Annotated in this window: 21 protein-coding genes and 1 pseudogene; 11 read left to right on the top strand and 11 right to left on the bottom strand. The window is 71.5% G+C overall.

Annotated elements, in window-relative coordinates:
- Positions 1-66: 66 nt before the first annotated feature.
- The 5 genes and pseudogenes from ACIBG6_RS01930 (at position 67) to ACIBG6_RS01910 (ending at position 6,108) form a co-directional block, all read left to right on the top strand.
- Complete coding sequence (locus ACIBG6_RS01930) at positions 67-1,305, top strand: glycosyltransferase (RefSeq protein ID WP_399220512.1); 1,239 nt, start codon at positions 67-69, stop codon at positions 1,303-1,305.
- 67 nt (positions 1,306-1,372) lie between these two features.
- Positions 1,373-2,563, top strand: a pseudogene (locus tag ACIBG6_RS01925) (glycosyltransferase); the annotation flags it as partial.
- 18 nt (positions 2,564-2,581) lie between these two features.
- Positions 2,582-3,319, top strand: coding sequence for an SAM-dependent methyltransferase (locus tag ACIBG6_RS01920; protein ID WP_399221155.1), 738 nt, complete (start codon positions 2,582-2,584; stop codon positions 3,317-3,319).
- A 20-nt stretch (positions 3,320-3,339) separates the two neighbouring features.
- Positions 3,340-4,209, top strand: a complete 870-nt coding sequence (locus ACIBG6_RS01915) for an alpha/beta fold hydrolase (protein ID WP_399220511.1) — start codon at positions 3,340-3,342, stop codon at positions 4,207-4,209.
- A 183-nt stretch (positions 4,210-4,392) separates the two neighbouring features.
- Positions 4,393-6,108, top strand: coding sequence for a PP2C family protein-serine/threonine phosphatase (locus ACIBG6_RS01910; protein ID WP_399220510.1), 1,716 nt, complete (start codon positions 4,393-4,395; stop codon positions 6,106-6,108).
- 64 nt (positions 6,109-6,172) lie between these two features.
- Here ACIBG6_RS01910 and ACIBG6_RS01905 read toward each other — a convergent pair whose 3' ends face one another.
- Positions 6,173-7,150, bottom strand: coding sequence for a Ku protein (locus tag ACIBG6_RS01905; RefSeq protein ID WP_399220509.1), 978 nt, complete (start codon positions 7,148-7,150; stop codon positions 6,173-6,175).
- A gap of 162 nt (positions 7,151-7,312) precedes the next feature.
- Positions 7,313-7,498, bottom strand: coding sequence for a CsbD family protein (locus ACIBG6_RS01900; protein WP_399220508.1), 186 nt, complete (start codon positions 7,496-7,498; stop codon positions 7,313-7,315).
- Positions 7,499-7,632: 134 nt separating this feature from the next.
- Between ACIBG6_RS01900 and ACIBG6_RS01895 the strand changes: the two genes are divergently transcribed.
- Positions 7,633-8,553 (top strand): potassium channel family protein, encoded by a 921-nt coding sequence (locus ACIBG6_RS01895; protein ID WP_399220507.1) that lies wholly within the window; start codon positions 7,633-7,635, stop codon positions 8,551-8,553.
- Positions 8,554-8,615: 62 nt separating this feature from the next.
- On the top strand, positions 8,616-10,907 hold the full coding sequence (locus ACIBG6_RS01890; RefSeq protein WP_399220506.1) for a PP2C family protein-serine/threonine phosphatase: 2,292 nt from the start codon (positions 8,616-8,618) through the stop codon (positions 10,905-10,907).
- A 28-nt stretch (positions 10,908-10,935) separates the two neighbouring features.
- Here ACIBG6_RS01890 and ACIBG6_RS01885 read toward each other — a convergent pair whose 3' ends face one another.
- The 3 genes from ACIBG6_RS01885 to ACIBG6_RS01875 form a co-directional block, all read right to left on the bottom strand.
- Positions 10,936-13,974, bottom strand: a complete 3,039-nt coding sequence (locus tag ACIBG6_RS01885; protein ID WP_399220505.1) for a HAMP domain-containing protein — start codon at positions 13,972-13,974, stop codon at positions 10,936-10,938.
- Between the two features lie 88 nt (positions 13,975-14,062).
- Positions 14,063-14,509 carry an ATP-binding protein gene (locus ACIBG6_RS01880; RefSeq protein WP_399220504.1) on the bottom strand — a complete coding sequence of 149 codons (447 nt, stop codon included), beginning with the start codon at positions 14,507-14,509 and terminating at the stop codon, positions 14,063-14,065.
- A gap of 56 nt (positions 14,510-14,565) precedes the next feature.
- Positions 14,566-14,931 (bottom strand): STAS domain-containing protein, encoded by a 366-nt coding sequence (locus ACIBG6_RS01875; RefSeq protein ID WP_399220503.1) that lies wholly within the window; start codon positions 14,929-14,931, stop codon positions 14,566-14,568.
- 268 nt (positions 14,932-15,199) lie between these two features.
- Here ACIBG6_RS01875 and ACIBG6_RS01870 point away from each other — a divergent pair, with 268 nt between their 5' ends.
- Both ACIBG6_RS01870 and ACIBG6_RS01865 read left to right on the top strand, forming a co-directional pair.
- Complete coding sequence (locus tag ACIBG6_RS01870) at positions 15,200-15,640, top strand: STAS domain-containing protein (RefSeq protein WP_399220502.1); 441 nt, start codon at positions 15,200-15,202, stop codon at positions 15,638-15,640.
- A complete protein-coding gene (locus tag ACIBG6_RS01865; protein WP_399220501.1) occupies positions 15,624-16,097 on the top strand; it encodes an ATP-binding protein in 474 nt (157 codons plus the stop codon). Before ACIBG6_RS01870 ends, ACIBG6_RS01865 begins: the two co-directional genes overlap by 17 nt.
- Here ACIBG6_RS01865 and ACIBG6_RS01860 read toward each other — a convergent pair.
- The 6 genes from ACIBG6_RS01860 to ACIBG6_RS01835 all read right to left on the bottom strand — a co-directional run bounded on the left by ACIBG6_RS01860 (position 16,045) and on the right by ACIBG6_RS01835 (position 20,788).
- Positions 16,045-16,977 carry a SigB/SigF/SigG family RNA polymerase sigma factor gene (locus tag ACIBG6_RS01860; protein WP_399220500.1) on the bottom strand — a complete coding sequence of 311 codons (933 nt, stop codon included), beginning with the start codon at positions 16,975-16,977 and terminating at the stop codon, positions 16,045-16,047. The two genes, ACIBG6_RS01865 and ACIBG6_RS01860, sit on opposite strands and share 53 nt — an antisense overlap.
- 151 nt (positions 16,978-17,128) lie before the next feature.
- Positions 17,129-19,081, bottom strand: a complete 1,953-nt coding sequence (locus ACIBG6_RS01855; RefSeq protein WP_399220499.1) for a transketolase — start codon at positions 19,079-19,081, stop codon at positions 17,129-17,131.
- 89 nt (positions 19,082-19,170) lie between these two features.
- Positions 19,171-19,395, bottom strand: coding sequence for a hypothetical protein (locus ACIBG6_RS01850; protein WP_399220498.1), 225 nt, complete (start codon positions 19,393-19,395; stop codon positions 19,171-19,173).
- 66 nt (positions 19,396-19,461) lie between these two features.
- Positions 19,462-19,623 (bottom strand): hypothetical protein, encoded by a 162-nt coding sequence (locus tag ACIBG6_RS01845; RefSeq protein ID WP_399220497.1) that lies wholly within the window; start codon positions 19,621-19,623, stop codon positions 19,462-19,464.
- 126 nt (positions 19,624-19,749) lie between these two features.
- Positions 19,750-20,046, bottom strand: a complete 297-nt coding sequence (locus ACIBG6_RS01840; protein WP_399220496.1) for a hypothetical protein — start codon at positions 20,044-20,046, stop codon at positions 19,750-19,752.
- Between the two features lie 112 nt (positions 20,047-20,158).
- Positions 20,159-20,788: a DUF2231 domain-containing protein gene (locus ACIBG6_RS01835; protein WP_399220495.1), complete on the bottom strand. Its 630-nt coding sequence runs from the start codon at positions 20,786-20,788 to the stop codon at positions 20,159-20,161.
- A gap of 179 nt (positions 20,789-20,967) precedes the next feature.
- Between ACIBG6_RS01835 and ACIBG6_RS01830 the strand changes: the two genes are divergently transcribed.
- Both ACIBG6_RS01830 and ACIBG6_RS01825 read left to right on the top strand, forming a co-directional pair.
- On the top strand, positions 20,968-21,282 hold the full coding sequence (locus ACIBG6_RS01830; RefSeq protein WP_399220493.1) for a hypothetical protein: 315 nt from the start codon (positions 20,968-20,970) through the stop codon (positions 21,280-21,282).
- A 159-nt stretch (positions 21,283-21,441) separates the two neighbouring features.
- Complete coding sequence (locus tag ACIBG6_RS01825; RefSeq protein WP_399220492.1) at positions 21,442-22,398, top strand: NmrA/HSCARG family protein; 957 nt, start codon at positions 21,442-21,444, stop codon at positions 22,396-22,398.
- The last annotated feature ends 24 nt before the right edge of the window (positions 22,399-22,422 follow it).

Below are 22,422 nucleotides of genomic sequence, written 5' to 3'. Positions count from 1 at the left end.
ACCCGTGAACTGCCCTGGGCCCGGTAACTCGAAGAACACAGCTGATCGAAACAGGAGACGCACGAAATGCGCGTGTTGTTGTCAACGTATGGGTCTCGTGGGGACGTCGAACCGCTGGTGGGCCTCGCGGTGCGGTTGCGGGAGCTCGGTGCGGAGGTGCGGGTCTGCGCGCCGCCGGACGAGGACTTCGCGGAACGGATGGCCGGGGTCGGCGTGTCCGTGGTGGGTGTCGGGAGGTCGGCGCGCGCGCTGACGACCGCGGCTCCGCCGCCGTCGAAGGGCAATCTGCCGCAGCGCGCGGCGGAACTGATCGCCAGTCAGTGCCAGGTATTGCCCGCGGCGGCCGAGGGGTGCGACGTGCTGGTGGCGACGGGCGCGATGCCGGCTATCGCCGGTGCGCGGTCGGTTGCCGAGAAGCTGGGCATCGCATGCGTGTCCGCGATCTTCCAGCAGCTGACCCTGCCCTCGCCGCAACGTCCGCCGCTGGCGTACCCCGGGAAGCCGTTCCCGCCGGAAGTGACCGACAACCGGGTGCTGTGGGAGCTGGACGCCCAGAGCATCGACGCGCTGTTCGGTGAGGCGCTGAACACCAGTCGGGCGTCGATGGGTCTGCCCCCGGTGGACAACGTCCGCGACTACGGCTTCGGTGACCGGCCGTGGCTGGCGACGGATCCGGTGCTCGACCCGTGGCGGGAGACGCCGGACCTCGACGTCGTACAGACCGGCGCGTGGGTGCTGCCGGACGAACGACCGCTCCCGGCGGACCTGGTGGCCTTCCTGGATGCCGGCGCGCCGCCCGTGTACGTAGGGTTCGGCAGCATGGCCGTGCGCGCGGGTGAGGAGGCGGCACGGGTGGCCGTCGAGGCGGTCCGCTCGAAGGGCCGCCGGGTCCTCGTCGGGCGTGGCTGGGCGGAACTGGGCCTTGTCGACGACCGGGACGACTGCTTCGCCGTCGGCGAGGTCAACCATCAGGAGTTGTTCGGACGCGTGGCCGCCGTCGTCCACCACGGCGGTGCCGGTACGACGACGACGGCCGCTCGGGCCGGTGCTCCGCAGGTGGTGGTGCCCCAGTTGGCGGACCAGCCGTACTGGGGCGCACGGGTGGCCGAGCTGGGCATCGGCGTGGCCCACGACGGCCCGGTTCCGACCGTCGATTCCCTGTCGGCCACGCTCAGGACAGCCCTGGAACCGGAGACCGGCAGCCGGGCGCAGGCCGTGGCGGGCACGGTCCGTACCGACGGGGCGATGCTGGCGGCAAGACTGCTCACGGATGCGGTGAACCGCCGGCCGCCCCTCCCCCGATGATCGCCACCACTCGGCACCACCACTCGACACGACCGCTTGCCACGACCACAGAAACGAGAATCACGACATGCGTGTGCTGTTGATGGCGTACGGATCGCGCGGCGACATCGCGCCGCTCGCGGGACTGGCGGCGCAGCTGCGGACTCTCGGCGCGGAGGTACGCGTATGCGCACCTCCGGACGAGGAGTTCGCGGAACTGCTGGCCGGTGTCGGTGCGGAGCTGGTGCCCTTCGGGCGGGACGTGCGCGCACTGCGGACGGGAGCGCCGCCGTCGGACGCGGCCGCGTTCGCGGCCGAGCTGGTCGCCGCGCACTTCGACACGGTCGGCAAGGCGGCCGAGGGCTGTGACGTGCTGGTGGCGAGCGGTCTGATGCCGGCCGGTGCCCGCTCCGTGGCCGAGAAGCTGGGCATCCGCTACGTGTACGCGGGCTTCCACCCGTTCGAGATGCCGTCCGCGCACTACCGGCCGTCGTCGCGGCCCGGCCCGCCGGCTCCGCCCGACATGACCGACAACCAGGCCCTGTGGGACTTCGACGCCCGGAAGGTCAACGCCCTGTACCTCCAGCCCCTCAACGCGCACCGCGAGGCGCTTGGCCTCGCACCGGTGGACAACGTCCGCGACCACGTCTTCACCGAACGGCCGTGGCTGGCGGTGGACCCGGTCCTGGGCCCGTGGGAGCGGCTGACGAACCTCGACGTCGTACAGACCGGCGCGTGGATCCTGCCCGACGCACGCCCGCTGCCCGCCGATCTGGAGACGTTCCTGGACGCCGGCACGCCACCGGTGTACGTCGGCTTCGGCAGCATGCCCATGGGCACGGCCGCCGACATCGCCCGGACGACCGTCGAGGCGGCGCGGGCACAGGGCCGCCGCGTGCTCGTCTCCCGTGGCTGGGCGGACCTGGCCCTGGTGGACGACGCGGACGACTGCTTCGCCGTCGGCGACGTCAACCACCAGGCACTGTTCCGCCGGGTCGCGGCCGTCGTCCACCACGGCGGCGCGGGCACGACGACCACCGCCGCCCGAGCCGGTGCACCCCAGGTGGTGGTACCCCAGTTCGTGGATCAGCCGCACTGGGCGGCCCGTGTGGCCGAGCTGGGCATCGGCGCGGCACACGACGGGCCGACGCCGACCTTCGAGTCCCTGTCGGCCGCGCTCAGGACGGCCCTGACCCCCGAGACGGAAGCACGGGCGAAGGCCGTCGCCGGCACGATCCGCACCGACGGGGCGGCGGTGGCCGCGAAGCTGCTCATCGACGCGGGCCAGGCCGCGCCCATGAGCCGCGAACAGATCTCCGGCATCGCGCACGCCGACCACCCGATCAAGTCTCCGCTCGACGACGACTCGGTGACCCGCCTGCTCGAACGCGGCCTCCCGCGGGGCGACGAGCGGGTGCTGGACCTCGGATGCGGCACAGCGGAATGGCTTCTGCGCACCCTGGCCACTCGCCCGCGCCTGCACGCCGAGGGCGTGGACATCTCCGACGTCTCCCTGAGGCAGGCCCGCCAGGCGGCGAGCGAACTCGGGGTCGGCGAGCGCCTGGTCCTCCACCGTCAGGAGGCCGCGGAGTTCGTCTCCTCAGAGCCGTTCGACCTGGTGATCAGTGTCGGCGCCACGCATGCCTTCGGTGGTCTGCTCCCCACCCTCGCGGCGGCCCGCGAGCACCTGGCGCCCGGAGGCCGCGTGCTGATCGGTGAGTCGTTCTGGGACCGCGCCCCTTCGCCGGAGGCCGTCGAGATGTTCGGCGACCTCGACGACCTGGCGACCACGGTGGACCGCGTCGTCGCCGACGGCTGGACCCCTGTCCACGGCCACGTCAGCTCCCGCAGCGAGCTGGACGCCTACGAGTGGGCCTGCTGGGGCTCGCTGGCCTCATGGGCCCTGGACCACCCCGCGGATCCGGCCGGCGCACAGGCACTGGAGACGGCCACCGCCCAGCGTGCGCAATGGCTGCACGGATACCGGGACAGCTTCGGCTTCCTCTGCCTGGTCCTGCGCCGCACATCGAATTGATCAGGAAAGCGAGTACACACATGCAGCCGACTTTCGTCCTGGTTCACGGAGCCTTCGCGAACTCCTTCTCCTTCGCGCCCCTGCAGGCCGAACTCGGGCTCCTCGGGCACCGCTCGGTCGCCGTCGACCTGCCCGGGCACGGATTCCAGGCGACGTTCACCCACGCCTATCAGTCACCGCAGGACCCCGCAGGGCTCGCCGGCGCGCCCGGCGCGATCAAGGGCGTCACGCTCGCCGACAACGTCGCCCACCTCATCGGGATCCTCGAACGGGCCAAGCGGAACGGACCCGTGATCCTCGTCGCCCACAGCCGGGGCGGCATCACGGTCACGGCCGCGGCCAACGCGCGCCCTGACCTGATCGACCGCGTCGTCTACGTCTCGGCCTGGTGCCCGGTCCACCTCGACGTCAACGACTACTACGCCGAGCCGGAGATGGCCACGGTGGACCCCGCCGCCTTCGCTTCGGCGCTGGCCGGAAACCCCGTCGACCTCGGCCTGCTCCGCGTCAACTTCCGCACCGCGAACCCGGACTCGCTCACGGCGTTCAAGGCGGCCTTCCTCGCCGACGGCACCGACGAGCAGTTCCTCACCTTCCTGAACACCTTCCAGCCCGACGAGAACCTGGACGCCGGCGGTTCCGCCGACCGGGCGCAGGCTGCGACCTGGGGCCGCGTCCCGAAGACGTACATCCGCCTGACCGACGACGCGAGCCTGCCTCTCGCCCTTCAGGACCGCCTGATCCGCGAGGGCGACGAGCTGACTCCCGACAACCCGTACGACGTCCGCACGCTGGAGGGCAGCCACCTGAAGTGGCTGGTCGACCCCGCACCGTCGGCCCGTGTCCTGGGCGAACTGGCCGCGCTCCCGGCCTCGGCCACTCAGGCGTGATCGGACGCCGCGAGCGGGTGCCGGCTACGGCATGGGCGCATGGACCCGCCCGTGGCGGGCACCCGCCTCGTGGTGGCCGGGATCCTGGCGTCCCGTGGCCGCCGAGAGCCCAGCGGAATCGAGCAACGTGCCGCCGACATCCAGGAGACGTGCGGCGTGTCATGCAGTTCGCGGAGGCGAGGCATGAGCTTTCCCCTGCCCGACAGTATCGATGCCCTCAAGGACATGATCACCCGCGAGATCACCGCGCTGCGCGCGGCGGTGCGCCGGAACACGGAGCGTCCGCTCGGTGGATCGGCCAGTACGGAACTGACATCGCCCCTGCAGTCCCTGGCGGTGGTGCCGTCCACGGGGACGGACGGGGTGTCGCGATGCCTGTGCAGCGCCCACGAGCCAGGCGGCTCCGGCCTCTGCTCGGTGCTCGCCGCGATCCCGGTCTCGGCCGTGCTCCTCGAACCGGTGTGGGACGAGGCGGGCGCCCTCCGGGACTTCCGCATCGTGGCCGGCAACCGCGTCCGGTCGGCGGACTGGCTGGAGGCTCCGGAGCACCAGATCGGCCAGCGGTTCCTGGAGGCACGGCCGGGAGCGGCGCACTCGGGGCTGCTGGCCGCGTTGGCGGACGCCGTGGACACCGGCAAGCCCTTGGACGGGCTGGTGGTGGACTACACGGAGCAGCGGCTCGGCCGCATCCACCGGGCGCCGCTGCTCTACTCAGCGGCCCGCTGCGGTGACCAGGTGATGGCGACCTGGCAGCCCGTACAGAGCCAGGCGGAGCTGCTGACGATCGACGCGCAGTTCCTGGCGTCGATGGGGTGGGGGAACTGGGACCTGCTTTCGGGGAAGGTGACCTGGTCGGAAGGGCTCAGCCGGATCTTCCACGCCGATGTGCGCATGCCGTGGACGTTGGCGCAGTTGTGCGACGCGTTGCTGCCGGACGATCTGACGGCGCTCGCGGAGTTCCTCAGCTCGGTCCTGGCGGGTGAGGAGCCCGCCTGGACCCGGATCCGCTTCCTCGTCCTCGGCGAACTCCGGACGCTCGACCTGCTGGGGCGACCGGTCACCGGCACGGACGGCCGGGCGTGGGCGCTCAACCTGGTGGCCCGTGACCTCACGCCGCAGATCCGCAGCCGTCGACGGCTCGCCGAGACGGAGCGGGAGTCGGACCGGCTGCGGCGGCAGACGGAAGCGGAGCGCAGGGTCGCGGACGCACTGCGCGAGGCGATCCTCCCCACGCATTCCGAGGCCCTGGCAGCGGTCGGGCTGACGGTGGCGGCCTCCTACCGGCCGGCCGAGCCGGACGCCGCGGTGGGCGGTGACTGGTACAAGTGCCGACTGCTGCCGGACGGCCGGGTGCTCGTCGCGATCGGCGACGCGTCGGGACACGGCCTGGACGCCGTGGCGCGGATGGCCCAGCAGCGGCACGCTCTGGCGGGCCTGGCCCAGACGGGAGCGTCCGCCGGCGAGATCACGACCTGGCTGAACGAGCTGGTCTGCAGCGACCCGGCGGGACAGACGGCCACCATGGTCGCCGGCCACCTCGACGAGGACAAGGTCCTTCACTGGGCCGACGCCGGGCACCCCGCACCGCTGCTGCTGCGTGACGGACGGACGGAGCCGCTGGGTGCCGAGCACCGCGGCCCGCTCCTCGGTGCGCTGCCGGGGTACGCGTACGAGACGACGTCGACGCCGCTGCGACCGGGCGATCTGCTGGTGCTCTACACCGACGGCATGGTCGAGCGCCGGGGCGAGGACGTGACCGAGGGCATCGCGCGGCTGGCCCACGCTGTGGAGGACGCGACCCCCCGGGAACCGCAGCGGGTGATCGACGCACTGCTGGCCCATCCCGAGATCGCGGACCACGAGGACGACGCGTGCGTCCTGAGCATCCGGGTGGCCTGAACGCGAGGCGGAGGATGGTCGAGGGTGCCGGGGAAACGACCCGTGACCACCCCCTTCTCAGGTCTCAGGCGGCGAGGGCCTTGGCGAGTTCGTCGCGCGTCATGGTGGAGCGACCCCGTACCCCGGCCTCGGCGGCCATGTCGTAGAGCTCCGACTTGGTGAGGTCCCCGAGGTCGCCGGAGCGCCGTGCGGTGTCGGTGCGCCGCTTCGGCCGGGGCTGCTTCCCGGGTTCGCGACGGCCCGCCCCGCCGCGCCTGCCCTTGGTGCCGCGTGCCTTGTCGACGCTCGCGCGCAGCGCCTCCGTGAGATCCACGACGTTCGTCGCCTCGGCGGCGGGCTCCGCCTTCTCCACGGTCTCCCCGGCCTGCTTCGCCTCGATCAGTGCGGCGACCTTGTCCCGGAAGGTGTCCTGGTACTCCTCGGGGTCCCAGTCGATGGCCAGTGTCTCGATGAGCTGGTCGGCCATCTTCCGTTCTTTGTCGGAGGTCTTCGGCCGACCGGGGAGATTCGCGATCTCCTTCCGCGGATCACGGATCTCGTCGGCCCAGTGGAGGGTGTGGCAGGTCAGGAGTCCGTCCTCGGCCTTCACCGCGACGAGGTACTCGCGCTGCCGCATGACGAACGTGGCGATGCCGGCCCGGTTCGCCCGGGACAGGGCCTGTTCGAGCAGGCGGTAGATCTTGCCGTGCTCGGCGCCGCGCGGACCGAGGTAGTAGGTCCTGTCGAAGAAGATCGGGTCGACGTCGTCGAGGTCGACGAAGCCGGTGATCTCCAGCGCCTTGGAGCGGCCGGGGGCGATGTCCTCCAGTTCCTGGGGCTCCACGAGCACGTACGCGTCGCCGGCGTCGAAGCCCTTGACGATGTCGTCGAGGTCGACCTCCTCGCCCGTCCGCTCGTTCACCCGGCGGTTGCGGACACGGTCCGACGTGCCACGCTGCAGCTGGTGGAAGTGGATGGTGTGACTGTCCGTGGCCGTGTACAACCCGACCGGCACGCTGACCAGCCCGAACGCCAGGACTCCCGACCACACCGGTCGCGCCATGACCACCACCGCCTCATCGCAGCCCCCACACCCCGCGGCTTCCCGATCGGTCCCTCCCCACACGGGTGTACGCAGGCGAGGGAAGCCGCTCGCGACGCGGCCCCCGCCTCCTCGGACGGAGGCGGGGGCCGGCGGTTACGACGTCCGGACCGTTCGCCGGGTCTACTTCTCGGGGTTCAGGGAGTCGCCGACGCCCTTGGCGCGCTCGCTGGCCGCCTCGCCCGCCTCCCGGGCCTTGCCCTTCATCTGGTCCGTCTTGCCTTCGGTCTCCAGGCGCTTGTCGCCCGTCACCTTTCCGGCGGCTTCCTTCAGCTTGCCCTTCGCCTTCTCCGTACCCTTGCCAGCCATGGCGGGATCGCCCCTTTCGTGTGGATTGCTTCCATGGGTCACGCTAGTCACGCACGGGGAATCCCGCCCGTCGTGCCGAGCCCGGGGCGGAGGTCCCGTCGGACGGCAGAGCCGAGCAAAGGGGCCGAGGTCCAGTGGAATGGTCGCTGTCGCTGCTGGGTGCGGCACTGGTGATGTTCGTATTGCGCGAGGTGTTCCACACGCTGTGGCATCCGACGCGTCACGGCGGTCTGAGCCGGCTGGTCATGACGATGCTGTGGCGACTCTCCGGTCACCTCGGCCGTCGGCGCGGGACAGCCGGGCTTTCCGGCCCGCTCGGCATGGTGTGCGTCGTCTCGATCTGGGCGCTGGCCATCGCCGTCGGATGGGCGCTGATCTACTGGCCCCATATGCCGGAGGCCTTCACGTACTCCGCCGGGCTGGAGCCCTCCGCTCACGCGGGCCCCGTGGACGCGCTGTACGTCTCGCTCGTGACGCTGGCGACGCTCGGTCTGGGCGACATCGCACCCGCGACGGGCTGGCTACGGATCCTCGCGCCGGTCGAGGCGCTGGTCGGATTCGCCCTGCTGTCGGCGACCGTGACCTGGATGCTGGGGCTCTACCCCGCGCTCGCCCGGCGCAGAACCCTGGCGTTGCGCCTCTCTCACCTGCGCCGCACGCACGCGACCACCGAGGCACTCGACTCCGACGCCGGCGTGGCCGTCCTCGACGGCGTGGCCACCGACCTGTGTGTCGTGTCCATCGACTTCCTGCAGTACCCCGAGTCGTACTACTTCTACGACGTCGACGACCGCGCGTCGCTCGCCGAGCAGATCGGCTACGCGGCCGAACTCGCGGGGCACGCGGCGAAGGCCCGGCACCCCGACGTCGGCCTCGCCGCCGACGTCCTGAACGCGGCACTGGACGATCTCGCGATCATCCTGGACGACCTGTTCCTCCACACCGAAGGAGGCACGGGAAGCATCCTGGACGCGTACGCCGCCGAGCACAGCATCAAGCGCCGAACGACACAGCGCCCGGACGGATCCTCGAACACGGAGCGTGACCGCGGGTAGAATGCGAGTCGAGTGCGAGCGGGTGTTCCGGGCGTCCAGGGCGGGACGGGACGGAGGTCGTCGTGAGCGGTCCGGTGGGTTCCGAGGAGCCGCTGCCCGACGCCCTGGTGGATCCCGCGCTCGTCGGTCTGGTCGCCGAGAACCGGTGGCTGCGGACCCGGATCGCGCATCGTCACCTCCTCGATCTCGCCGCGGGTGTGATCGCCGCGGAGATGCGCCTGTCGACCTCCGACGCGGCCGAGCACCTGACCGTGCTCGCGCAGGCGACGGGTCTGTCGGTCGCCGACCTCGCGGCGGACATCGTCAACGCCGTCGCCGGGCCGGACGGGCACGGACCGTCCGCCGATGGTCCGACCGGTGATGATTCCGTCCTCAAGCACCCTGTGGTGGGCAGGCGGGTCCGCCGTGCCGCCGCCGCGGCCGAGGCCGCCGACACGGTCGGTGAAGCGGCACGAACCCTGCTGGAGACCGGACTCTCCCCCTGGGGAGCGGACAGCCTCCTGCTCTGGGAGCGGACCGATGACGGCTGCCTGCGGCTCGCCGGCCACGCGGGGGCGGGGGCCGTCGAAGCAGCGGCATGGCAGTGGATCCCCCCGGCGGCGCCGGAGCCGTTCCGCTCGGCCCTCGCGGACGGCGAACCCGTCTGGCTGGAGGAGGGACCGGTCGGTACGGAACCACTGCCGGGGCCGTCGGCGCGCGCCGCCCGCGCCCTGCTGCCGCTGCGCCGACGGGGCAGGACCGTCGGTCTGGCGCTCGTTGGCTGGCCCGGACCGACGGCCATCGACGCGACGGCGCGGCGGACTCTCGTCGGGCTTCTGGAGGTGGCGGGCACCGTACTGGACACCGCCGAACCGGCGCCGCCCGCCGTCCCCGTACTCGTGGACCTCCTCGACTCCCTGGCTCATCCGGCCATGCTGCTCCGTGTGCCGGGAACGGCCGGAAATCCGCTGGTGGAGCACCTGAACGACGAGGCGGTCGCCGCGCTCGGGGCCACGCGACCTTTCGCGGACACCCCTCTGGCCCGGACCCTCCCCGTCGTCCACACGGGCCTCACCCGTATGGCCCGGAGAGCCGTGGGCACCCTTCGTACCCAACGGGCCGCACGGCTTCCGGAATCCCCCCTGCCGGGCGAGGGCGCGCCCATGGTCGACGTCCGCGTGCTGACGGTCGGCGAGGAGCGGGCCGTCGTCCTGTGGCACGCCGCCGGCGACCCCGGTCTCGCCGCGGCCCGGGCGGTCGGCCGGTTGCGGAGCGTGGCCCTCTTCCAGGACAGCCTGACCGGCGGGGAGACGGTCTGGTCGGAGCAGACGTACGGCATGTTCGGCATGGACCCCGACGAGTCGCCGGTGCCGCTGCTCGCCCTGCGGACACGGGTGCACCGGGACGACGGCGACCTCCTCACCGACCTGCTGACCACACTGGCGGAGGGACAGACCGGGGCGCAGACGGTGCTGCGGATCGTGCTCCCCGACGGGACCGTGCGCCATGTGCGCGTGGCGGCCGAGCCGTTGATCACCGGGGGGACGGTCACCGGTTTCGCCGGCGTGTACCAGGACGTGTCGACCGTCCGTCGTACGGAAGCCGCCCTGACGGCGACGTTCGACCGTCTCACCGCGCTGCACGACCAGGCGGAGACGCGGCACCAGCTGGCGCTCCAGCTCCAGCGGGCGATCGTGCCCGAGGTGCCCGCCCTCCAGAAACTGCCGGGTGACCTGGTGGTCGCCGTCCGGTACCGGCCGGCCGCGGAGGAGTACCGGGTCGGCGGTGACTGGTACGACGTGCTGGCCTTGCCGAGCGGCAAGGTCCTGGTGGCGGTCGGGGACATCGCGGGACACGGGATCGACTCCGTCACCGGGATGGTGGCGCTCCGCAACGCCCAGCGGGCGCTCGCCTTCACCGGCCATTCGCCCCAGCGGCTCATGGGGTGGCTCAACGAGGTGACGCTGCGGACCGGCGGCGGCACCACGGCGACGGCGGTGTGCGCGCTGTACGACCCCGAGGACCGCGGCCTTCTCTGGTCGAGCGCCGGTCACCTGCCCATGCTGCTGCTACGGGACGGCCGGGCGCGGCTGCTCGACCCGCCCCACGACATCCTGCTGGGCGCGGTGTCCGCCTTCTCCTACCGGGAACAGCGGACCGGGCTGCGCCCGGGCGACACGCTGCTGCTGTACACCGACGGCCTGGTCGAGCGCCGCCACGACGGCCTCGACGAAGGTCTGGCGCGGCTCGCAGCCGAGGCGGAGCGGCTCGCGGACCTCGCGCCGGACCTGCTCGTGGACGAACTGCTCAGCACGGCGACCGGCGACACCGACGACGACACCAGCATCGTCGTCGTACGGGTGCCAGGCGGCTGACGAGCAGCGGCCTCCGTCGACCGAATCCTCAACCAGGCAGCCAGGTACGGATCTTGGCCGTCAGTTCGTCCTCGTCGACCGGCTTGGCCACGTAGTCGTCGGCGCCCGCCGACAGCGCGTGCGCGCGGTCGTCGGGCATGGCCTTCGCGGTGACCACGATGACCGGGAGGCTCGCGCGCCCCGGCAGGTCCCTGATGGCCTTGATCGTGGTGTAGCCGTCCATGCCGGCCATCATGACGTCCATCAGGACGAGCCGGATCTCGTCGTGCGCGGCGAGCATGTCGAGGCCGGCGCGGCCGCCGTCGGCCGTGAGCACGCGCAGACCGTGTCCTTCGAGGACCTCGGTGAGAGCGAAGACGTTACGGGCGTCGTCGTCGACGACCAGGACAACCTCCCCCTCGGGCCGTTCCGGCGTACCGCTCCCGGCCCGGCGGCCGGAGGGAGGGGTGAGGTGGTCGGGGGACCGCAGGGCGACGACGTCGGAGGCCGCCCCCGATTCCCCTTCACGCGCCGCCCGCTCCGAAGGCAGGTAGGTCGACCGCTCGGAAGGCAGGTAGAAGGTGAAGGCGCTGCCCCGACCGGGGGCGCTCTCCGCCGTGATGGTGCCGCCGAGGAGATCGGCCACCTCGCGGCTGATCGACAGCCCCAGGCCGGTGCCGCCGTAGCGGCGGGCAGCGGTGCCGTCGCCCTGCTGGAAGGCCTCGAAGGTGTGCTCCAACTGCTCGGCGGGGATGCCGATGCCAGTGTCCACGACCCGGAAGGCGAGGACGTGCCGGCTGTCGCGCAGGGCAGGCGGAACCTCGTCGGGGCTCGCGTACTCGACGGTGAGCGCCACGCGACCCTCGTCGGTGAACTTCAGGGCGTTGGAGAGGAGATTCCGCAGGATCTGGCGGATGCGGGCCTCGTCGCTGTTCAGCTCGACGGGCACGTCGTCGGCCAGGGTGACGACGAACTCCAGGCGTCGCTCGTCGGCGACCGGACCGAAGGTCGCGATCAGGTCCTCCATGAGCCGGCGAAGGGCGAACGGCTCGTGCGTGACGTCCATCTTGCCGGCCTCGACCTTCGACAGGTCGAGGATGTCGTTGATCAGCCGGAGCAGGTCGGAACCGGCGGAGTGGATCACTTCGGCGTACTCGACCTGTTTGTCCGTCAGATTCCCCTCGGTGTTCTGGGCGAGCAGCCGGGCGAGGATCAGCAGACTGTTGAGCGGAGTGCGCAGCTCGTGGCTCATGTTGGCGAGGAACTCGGACTTGTACATGGAGGTGCGCGACAGCTGCCGGGCCCGCTCCTCCAGCTCCTGGCGGGCCTGCTCGATGACGAGGTTCTTCGACTCGATGTCCTTGTTCCGCTCGGCCAGGAGAGCCGCCTTCTCCTTCAGCTCCGCGTTCGAGAGCTGGAGATCCCGCTGGCGGCTCTGCAGCTCCTTCGACCGGGAGCGCAGTTCGTCGGCCAGGGTGCGGGACTGGCCGAGGAGTTCGTCGGTGCGGAGATTGGCGAGCAGGGAGCTGAGTACGGCTCCCGCGCTGTCCACGAACCGGTCGAGGAACTCCCGTCGCAGGCTGCTGAACGGATGCAGCGAGGCGAACTCGACGGCGCCGAGGGTCTGTTCCTCGACGACGATCGGCAACACGATCAGCGTCGTCGGCTCGGCGGAACCCGCTCCGGAGGTGACGGTGGCGTACCCGGCGGGCAGGTGCTCGACGAGGAGCGTGCGCCGGTCGTGGGCGGCCTGCCCGACGAGCGACTGCCCGAGACGGAACCGGCGCGGCGCGGCGTCGGGGCCGTCGGGAGACCCGTAGGAGGCGGTCATGACGAGCTCGGTGCCGTGCTCGCCGTCCTCGGCGAGGAAGAAGGCACCGTACTGGGCGGCGATCAGCGGGGGCACCTCGACCGTGATCAGTTCGGCGATCTCGGGCAGGCTCCGGGTGCCCTGGAGGAGGCCGGTGATTCTGGCGAGGTTGGTCTGGAGCCAGTCCTGCTCCTCGTTGGCCCGGGTCGTGGCGCGCAGCGACTCGACCATCGCATTGATGTTGTCCCGGAGTTCCCCGACTTCGCCGGGCGCGTGGGCCGTGATCGAGCGGGTCAGGTCTCCCTCGGCGACGGCGCTGGTGACCTCGGCGATGGCACGGACCTGGCGGGTCAGGTTCCCGGCCAGTTCGTTGACGCTCTCGGTGAGCCGCTTCCACGTGCCGGACACGCCCTCGACCTCGGCCTGTCCGCCGAGCTTGCCCTCCGTACCCACCTCGCGGGCGACCCGGGTGACCTCGGCGGCGAAGGACGACAGCTGGTCCACCATGGTGTTGATGGTGGTCTTGAGCTCCAGGATCTCGCCGCGGGCCGAGACGTCGATCCGACTCGTCAGGTCGCCCTGGGCGACGGCGGTGGTGACCTGGGCGATGTTGCGCACCTGGTTGGTGAGGTTGTCGGCCATGGAGTTGACGTTGTCGGTGAGGTCCTTCCAGGTGCCGGAGACGCCGTGGACGGTGGCCTGTCCGCCGAGCTTGCCCTCCGTACCCACCTCGCGGGCCACGCGGGTGACCTCCTCGGCGAAGGACGACAACCGGTCCACCATGGTGTTGATGGTCTCCTTCAGCTCCAGGATCTCGCCGCGCGCGTCCACCCTGATCCTCCGGGTGAGGTCGCCACGGGCGACGGCCGTCGCCACCTGGGCGATGGACCGCACCTGGGAGGTGAGGTTGTCGGCCATGGTGTTGACGCCGGAGGTCAGTTCGCGCCACACCCCGCGTGCCCCGGGCTCGCGGATCCGACCGCCCAGCAGCCCTTCACCGCCGACCTCGCCGGCGACGCGGGTGACCTCGGACGTGACGAGCGAGAGCCGGCCCACCATGTCGTTGTAGACGCCGGCGATCTCCCCCAGGATGTCGCCGCCGGCCTCGGGGAGCCGGACGCTGAGGTCCCCGTCCCGTACGGCGGTGAGCCCGGCGAGCAGCTGACGGAGACCGCTGTCTCCGAGCCCGGTATGAGGGCCCCCGTCGTGAGGGCCCTTCTCATCGGGCTCCGCGAACGGTGGCTCCGAGTCGGAGGGCGGCGGTCTGCGCTCTGCCATGGAGGACCTCGCACAGGGCGATCGTGGTGCGGGCCCGAGTGCGGGGTGCACCGCGGTGGTCCCATGCCACCCCTCCACTGTAGAACGATCACGACTGCCGAGCCCTGGGGAGCACCTCCACCGCGAACCACACCGCTTTGCCGCCTCCGCGCGGGACCGAGCCCCAGGCCGCGGAGAGCCGTTCCATGAGGTACAGCCCGTGACCGGACGCCCGGTCCGCGTGATGGGGTCCATGGGGCCGCGGCGGTACCGGGCTCGTGTCGCTGACCTGGACCCACAGCCGACCGTCAGCGCGGTCGAGGCGCAGTTCGTACGGGGCGCCGCCGTGCGCGAACGCGTTGGTGACGAGCTCCGACACCAACAGCAGCGCGTCCCCGGCGGCGATCCGCCCGGGACGGCCCGCAGCTCCGAACCAGTCACTCAGCGCCTGCTGCGTGAGATCTCGGCACTTCCGCGCCACGCCCGCGCCCTCCGTGAGTGCGTAGCGGCGGGTGCGATCGGTGGACTGCCCGAGCCGCACGTTCCGGCTGGTCATATACGGCCGCTGCCCCGTTCGACGGCGACGAACCCTGAGGCGCGGCCCTTGCGTGACTACGCCTTCGGCCGTCGCCCGTCGGACGCGGTGCCGGGGTCGGCGTACTCCCGGAACACCCTCCGCGCCCCGGTGATCTCGAACATCCGGTCCACCGGCGGGTGCAGGCCCGAGAGCTCCACCCGCCCTCCCTCGGCCAGCATCCGCGACCGTGCGTGCAGGAGGACGTTCAGGCCGGTCGAATCGCAGAACCGCAGACCGGAGCAGTCGACGACGACGCGCTCCGCGCCGACGTTCTCTTCGAGCGCGTTCCGCAGGAGGACGGCCGTGTCGTCGTCGAGCTCGCCGTCCAGCATCAGGACCACGGTGCCGGGACGCCCGCCGGGACGCGTCTCCACGCGGAGACGGAGATCTCCGGCTTCCATGGAACTCACCCGTCTCTTCGCGTCCGGCCCGGTGATTCAGGGGCGGCGGCCGTTCCGGGAATCCTGGTCGCCACTTCGTCCATCGAGTCCTCGCCCGGCCGTCGGGGCGGGCCGGGGGTCTCCTCGCGGCGCTTGGCCATGTCATGGCGCCTGCCCCGGATCCGGCGGGGTATTCCACCGGTCCGGCCGTGGCCGACGCTCCTCGCGACAGAACACCGGCTCGCTGCGAAGGTGGAGGGAGAACGACAGGTGCGAGGAAGGTCGGCCGATGTGGGACGAGATGGTGACGGAGGGGGACGGGGAGGAAGAGGAAGAGGGGACGTCGTCCCCGCGCGAGCGTTTCACGGTCGACATCCGCCCCATGACACACGCGGACACGGTCGTCCTGGCTATCGCCGGCGAACTCGACCGCGACACGATGGAGCCGCTGCGGAAGGCGGTGGAGGAGCACCTCGGAGCGGGCAGGATCGTCGTCGACTGTTCGGCCCTGCGGTTCTGTGACTCGTCTGGGCTGAACACCCTGTTGAGGGCACGTCTGCGGATGCAGGAGGCGGGCGGACGGCTGGAGCTGGCGGAGATCCGCCGGCCGGTGGCCAGGATGTTCGAGATCACCGGCGCCCGGTCGGTCTTCCGGGTGTACGAGACCGTGGCCGAGGCACTCTCCGAGCGTGGTCACGAAGGTGGCGGGATCCATGGCCGAGAGCGCTGACGGCCATCAGGAGCAGGTGCGACGGCTCGGGCTGTACGGGACCCGGGGCGTGGTGGCGCGGTGCAGGGACTTCACGCACGAGGCGTTGGCCGACTGGGGCTGGATTCCGGCGGAGAGCGAGGAGGCCGGCGAGCGGGTGGAGGATGTCCTGCTGCTCGTGTCGGAGGTGGTCACCAACGCGTGTCTGCACGCGGGCGGCCCTCAGGAGTTGGTGCTGCGGCACGGAGACGGCCGGCTGCGGGTGGAGGTGGCGGACGCGAGCCCTGAGCATCCGCGCGTCCTGGTGGGCCGCTCGCCCGCGCTGCCCGGTGGGCACGGTCTGATGGTCCTGGACCGACTGGCCGGTGCGTGGGGCAGCGAGGCGAAGGGCCCGGGGGACGTGGGCAAGGTGGTGTGGGTGGAGGTCAGTCTTCCGTCCCGTCCGCCGTGGCGCCGTCCTGGAGCAGGCCTGTCCTGAGCTCGCCGAGGATGCGGCTGAGCAAGCGCGAGACATGCATCTGGGAGAGGCCGAGGCGTCGGCCGATCTCCGCCTGGGTGAGTTCCTCGCCGAAGCGGAGTTCGAGGATGCGCCGGTCGCGGGCGTCGAGCAGGGCGATGAGCGGGCGGAGCGCCGTGAGGGACTCGATCAGCTCGTAGGAGGGTTCCGTCGTCGCGAGCTGCCGGGCGCTCGCGCCGGGGGCCGCGTCCTCGTCGCCGGCGGGTATGTCCAGGGAGTGGGCGCTGTAGGCATGGGCCGCGAGCTGGCCTTGGGCGACGTCCTCCTCCGTGAGGTGGAGGTAGGTGGCGATCTCGGCCCTGGTGGGGCGGTGGCCGAGGCGCTGCTCCAGGGTGTCGGCGGCCTTCGCCAGGTCGATCCGCAGCTCCTGGAGGCGTCGTGGGACGTGGAGGGCCCAGCTGGTGTCACGGAAGAAACGCTTCATCTCGCCGGTGATCGTCGGGAGCGCGAAGGAGGAGAAGTCGACGCCCCGGTCGGGGTCGAAGCGGTTGATCGCCTTGATGAGGCCGATCGTGCCGACCTGGACGATGTCCTCCATCGGCTCGGCACGGTTCCTGAAGCGCCGGGCGGCGAATTTGACGAGGCTGAGGTTGAGCTCCACCAGGGTGTTGCGGACGTACGCGTACTCCGGGGTTCCCTCGTCCAGCTCCCTCAGTCGCGCGAGGAGCGAGACGGAGAGCGTGCGGGCGTCGTCCGTGGATACGGCGGTGGGGTGTACGGGCTCGGGAAGCCCGTCGAGCGCGGCCTGGCGCGTCGAGGCCTCCGCCTCGTGTGGCGCCACCACGGATGGGCTCGGGGCGGCGGAGCGCGAAGTGACGGAGAGGGCTCTGACGGTCGACATGAGAGCTCCTTCGACGGTGGCGGTGGGCCTGCCGCCGCGGTCGCGAAGGGAGCGGCGGCGGTCCGTCTGTCGAGCGTCCTGAGAGAGAGATGCCCACTTTCTGCGGGTTTGACACGGTATCCGAGAATCGGGGCGGAGCTCTCGGGGTCGTTCACTTCCGGGCGGCGACGAGGGCGCGCGCGGCCCGGACGACGTGCGCGCGGGAGATGCCTGCCGCGTCGAGGAGCTCGTCGGTCTCGCCGGAGCCCGGCAGGCCGGTGACGGCGAGGTGGGCGAAGGCGGGGTGCGCGACGCCGGGGTGGTCGTCTGCCGCCGCGAGGGCGGAGAGGACCGCCTCACCGATGCCGCCTTCGGGGTGGTGGTCCTCGGCGACGACGAGGGCGCCGGTCTCCCGGGCAGCCCGGGTGAGGGTGTCTACGTCGATCGGCTTGACGGAGTACAGGTCGACGACCCGGGCCCGGACGCCCTCGTCGGCCAGCTGGTCGGCGGCGGCGAGGCACTCGTGGAGAGTGACCCCGGCTCCGATGAGCGTGACCTGGTCGTTCTCCCCCTGGCGGTGGGTCTTGGACCCGCCTACGGGGAAGGTCTCGCCGTCGGCGTAGAGGACGGGGTAGGCCCCGCGCGTGGCGCGCAGGTACGAGATGCCGTCCACGTCGGCCATCGCCGCCGTCAGCGCGGCCGCGGACGTGGCGTCGCTGGGGTACAGGACGGTGGATCCGAGCACCGCCCGCATCATGGCGAGGTCTTCGACGCCCATCTGGGACGGGCCGTCCGCGCCGATCTCGACACCGCTGTGGGTCCCGCACAGGGCGAGGGTGACCTGCGAGACGGCGGCCATGCGGATGAAGTCGTGGGCTCGGGTGAGGAAGGCGGCGAACGTGGTGGCGTACGGGCGGAACCCGCGTACGGCCATGCCGACCGCGTCCGCGATCATCTGTTGCTCGGCGATGTACGTCTGGAAGTACCGCTCGGGGTGGGCCTTGCCGAAGTCCTCGGCGTGGGTCGAGTTGCCGACCTCGGCGTCCAGGGCGACGACGTCGGGACGGGCGCCGAGGGCCGCCAGCGCTCGACCGAACGCGACCCGGGTGGCCACGTCGTCCCCCACGTCGAAGCGGGGCAGTTCCACGGTCCCGGCCGCGGCCGGGAGTGTGCGGCCGGACGGGACCGCGGGCGGCCTCGGTCCGCGCGCTCTGAACTCGTGGCCGCCGGACAGCTCGGCGACCGCGCGCTCGGCGACGTCCTCCGGCAGCGGTTTGCCGTGCCAGCCTTCCCGGTCGGCCACCTCCGGCACACCGCGGCCCTTGACGGTCCTGGCGACGATGACCGTGGGGGCCGCTCCGTCGGCGGCCGTGGTCATGGCCCGGTCGATCGCTTCGAGGTCATGGCCGTCGATCACGATCGCCCGGCATCCGAAGGCCTCGGCACGGCGGGCGTAGGCATCGGTGTCCCACCCCAGCTCGGTCGGCCCGCTCTGTCCGAGACGGTTCACATCGATCAGGGCGGTGAAGTTGGCCAGCCGACGGTGGCCCGCCTTGCCGAGGGCCTCCCACACGGACCCCTCGGCCGTCTCGCTGTCGCCGCACAGCACCCACACCCGGTACGGAAGCCTCTCCAGATCCCGGCCGGCCAGCGCGATGCCGACGCCGTAGCCGACGCCCTGGCCGAGAGAGCCGGTCGCCACGTCCACCCAGGGCAGGACGGGCGTGGGGTGGCCTTGCAGACGGTGTCCGAAGCGACGGTACGTCGTCATCAGCTCGTCGTCACCGATCGCGCCCGCCGCCTTGAACATCGCGTAGAGCAGGGGCGACGCGTGCCCCTTGGAGAAGATCAGATGGTCGGCGGCCGGGTCGTCGGGCGCGTCCCACGCGTAGCGGAGGTGGCGGGTCATGAGGACGGCCATGAGGTCGGCGGCCGACAGGCTGGACGTGGGATGCCCGGACCCCGCCGCGGTACTGGCGCGCACGGAATCGGCCCGCAACTGCTGGGCGAGCCCGAAGACCTCCGACAGGTCGCTCGTGGGGCCGACGTCGGTGAGGGGTCGTTCCGTTCGTTCCGCTCGTTCGGCCTGTTCCGCACGTTCGGCCTGTTCCGCACGTTCCGTCATGAGTGCACTCCTTTCACCCGGGGCGCGAGGACTCGTCCCCTCGGCGTCGTGCGTCTGCCCGGGTGTACGTCAGTCGCGGTCGTCGCGCGTCAGTCGACCGGTTCGTCGGGGGTGGGATGCTCGGGATGCACAGAGGCGTCCCGCGGCGCTCCCCTCGGCCCAGTACCGGCCTGATCGGTGTTCGAAAGCTCCTCGTCCGCCTCGACCTCATCGGGTACGGGGACGGACAGCGGGTCCTGTCCCTCGGTGACCTGCTGGTCCTCGGTGTCCCGGGGCAGGTGCTCTTCAGGCCGCCGGTTCCCTTGCTCGCGCATTGTCGTCAGCCTTCCTGTCCTGTGGCCGCCGTCCGGTCCCTCGATGCGGGCGGGGCGAGGCCTCGGTCAGCGGTCCTTTTCCTTCCGCTTCTTGTGACGCGCGCTCGTCGCTCCGGCATCGCTCTGCTCCTGCAGACGACGGCCTTCCGCCTGGAGGGCAGGATTCCGCAGCGCGATGCCGTCGGACTCCTTCTTGAGCCCCCGGATGCGCGTGAATGCCGCTTTCATCTTTCCCATCGTGCTCACCCTTGATCTTGTGCGACCGGAGGCAGGACGCCGGCCGGAGCGGCTGCCCGGTGCCTCTTCCTCGCGTATGTCCCTCTGGCCGCCCCGTAACCCCGCCCCGTACCCCGCCTACGTCTCCCGGAGGGTGACGCGGCGGCCGGCGCGGCGACCGCCCAGATCCGGTGGCCCGACGACGACCAGCGGGATGCCCCGGCGGCCGCACAGCCGACGGGCACGGGCGAGGACGCTGAGGGAAGCCGGAGAAGGGTCGGCGGTGGGCAACTGAACCCTCACTCGACCGTACGGGCGGTGGGCGAACAGGGCCATCTCGATCTCGAGGGTGGCCGCGGCTCGACTGGAGATGTCGAGGTCGCGGAGGATCGCCAGGTGCAGGACGCCGTCCTCCACGTTGTGCCCGATCAGCATGTCGCCTCCCGTACTCACAAGCCGTCCCCGGCCGGAGGACGCTCCGTACGGAGCTCGGCGGAGGGCGGCACGAGCAGTATCTCCCGAACGGGGGCGGATCGCCTGGCACCGCCTAAGGCCCGGCCGGCGGCGCGGCCTGGTCGGCGACCGTTCGCCGGTACGCCACGTGTCCGCCCAGCGCGCCGGTCACGGCGAGCGCCGTCAGCCCGGCGAAGGACCAGACGCGGCCTTTGACCGTGCGGCCCCGCATTCTCGCGCCCAGCGACGTCACGTAGCAGGCGATCATGGCGACGTTCGACACCGCGTGCGCCAACCCGACCCGGGCCTGCTCCGGGGGCAGGTCCGCCCAGTCGACCCAGCCGGCGAGGGCCGCGGGGGCCGCGCCGGCCAAACCCACGGCCGTGAGCGTCGTGGCGGCCGGCTGTCCCCCGGGAACGACGTCCATCACGCCGGCCGAGAGGAAACAGCCGACCGGGACCTGCACCAGTACGGGATGCAGCGGATGCCCCAGGGGCCGGCCCCGCAGCAGGTCGCGGGCTCCGTGCAGCGGAAGGGCTCGGACGGCCCGCTGAAGCGCGTGGACCGCTGGATCCGCCACCGTGAGCCGCTCGAGGCGTCCCACGGCTCTCAGCCACCCGGCGGACGCCGTGTCGAGGACCGCGGCCGGGCTCGTACACGCGGACCCGGTCCCTGCGGTCGTGGTGGTGCTGTCGGTGGTCGAGTGCGGACTACCGCGATGCATGGTGACTCCTCGACTCGTATGCGTGCGGTGCGGTGCGGTGGTGGACGTCGGAGGACGAATCCGTCGGCTCCGCACTGCGCCTGCCCAGCCAGGAGGGGTTGATGCGGAAGAGCGTCGGCATCAGGAGGCCACACTGCTCACCCCGCCCGTCCGGCGCCGCTTCCTCCTAGGCTCGACACATGACCGAGAACGACATTCAGCTCAAGGCCATCGCGGCGCTCACGGCCCTGCGCGGTGGTGTCGGCGCGGATTACGTCTCCGACCTGCTCGGGGAGGTCATCCCGACGCGGTTCGTCGTACCGGACACCGACGATCCGGCGGAAGTGGCAGCGGCCATGCTCGGCCAACTCGCCGAACCGCTGAGTGCGCTGATCAACGGCTTTGTGCTGGCCTTCGAGACACTCGCCGGCGCGTACGACCGGACCGATCCCGACACGCCGACCGACGCGATCCTGCAGGCGCTCGCGCTCGGCATCGCACGCGACGCGGAGTGATCCGGCGAGGGCCATCGAGCACGCGGCCAGGGTGCGGCGCGTACGCACTCGACGCGGTGCATACCGGCCGAAGCCCCGGGCAGGAGCCGATCAGGAGGCAGGAGAAAGGCCAGGTCCGCAACACCGGCGAGGCCGCGAGGCTGCGAGGCGAGTCGAGTCATGACCGAGAAGAAGATCATCACGGTGATCGGGGCGACCGGCAGGCAAGGCGGCGGCCTTGTGCGGGCCGTCCTGGCCGATGAAGGGGAAGAGTTCGCGGTACGGGCCGTCACCCGCCACCCCTACGGGGACCCCGCCCAGGAACTGAAGCGCCTCGGCGTCACGGACATCGTCCGGGCCGACATGGACGATCCTCCCAGCCTCGCCCCAGCCTTCGAACACGCGTACGGCGCCTTCCTCGTGACGAACTTCTGGGAGCACATGTCCGCCGAGCGGGAGAAGGCCCAGGCCCTGGCTCTCGCCCGGGCCGCTTCCCACGCCGGCGTCCAGCACGCGATCTGGTCCACGCTCGAGGACACGCGCGCGTGTGTCCCGCTGGACGACGACCGGATGCCCACGCTCCAGGAGCACTACAAGGTGCCGCACTTCGACGGCAAGGCGGAGGCCGACCGGTACTTCACCGAAGAAGGCGTACCGACCACCTTCCTGCGCACCACCTTCTACTGGGAGAACCTGCTCAGCGACTTCGCTCCGCAGCGCGGCGAGGACGGGGCACTCCAGCTGGTCTACCCGATGGGTGACCACAAACTGTCGGGCATCGCCGTCGCGGACATCGGCAGGACCGCGCTGGCCGTCTTCCGCCGTGGCACCGACTTCATCGCCGCCACCCTGAGCATCGCCGGAGAACACCTCAAGGTCGCCGACATGGCAGCCGCGATCGAGGAGACCCTCGGGGACCGGGTCCGGTACAGGCCGCTGACACCGGACGAGTTCCGCGCCCAGGGATTTCCCGGCGCCGACGAGGCGGGGAACATGTTCCAGTTCTACGCCGACTGCGAGGACCACTTCGTCAAGGCCCGTGACATCGACGCCGTACGCGAACTCCACCCGGACCTCCAGTCCTTCGGCACCTGGCTCGCCGCGCACAGGGACCGGCTGCGCACCGCCTGGCCATGACCTGGGCCAGGACGACGGCCCGAT

The sequence above is a fragment of the Streptomyces sp. NPDC050842 genome, from assembly GCF_044456565.1.
Lineage (GTDB): Bacteria > Actinomycetota > Actinomycetes > Streptomycetales > Streptomycetaceae > Streptomyces.
The sequence above is the reverse complement of the archived record's forward strand: the minus strand, read 5'-3'. Positions and strand labels throughout refer to the sequence as shown.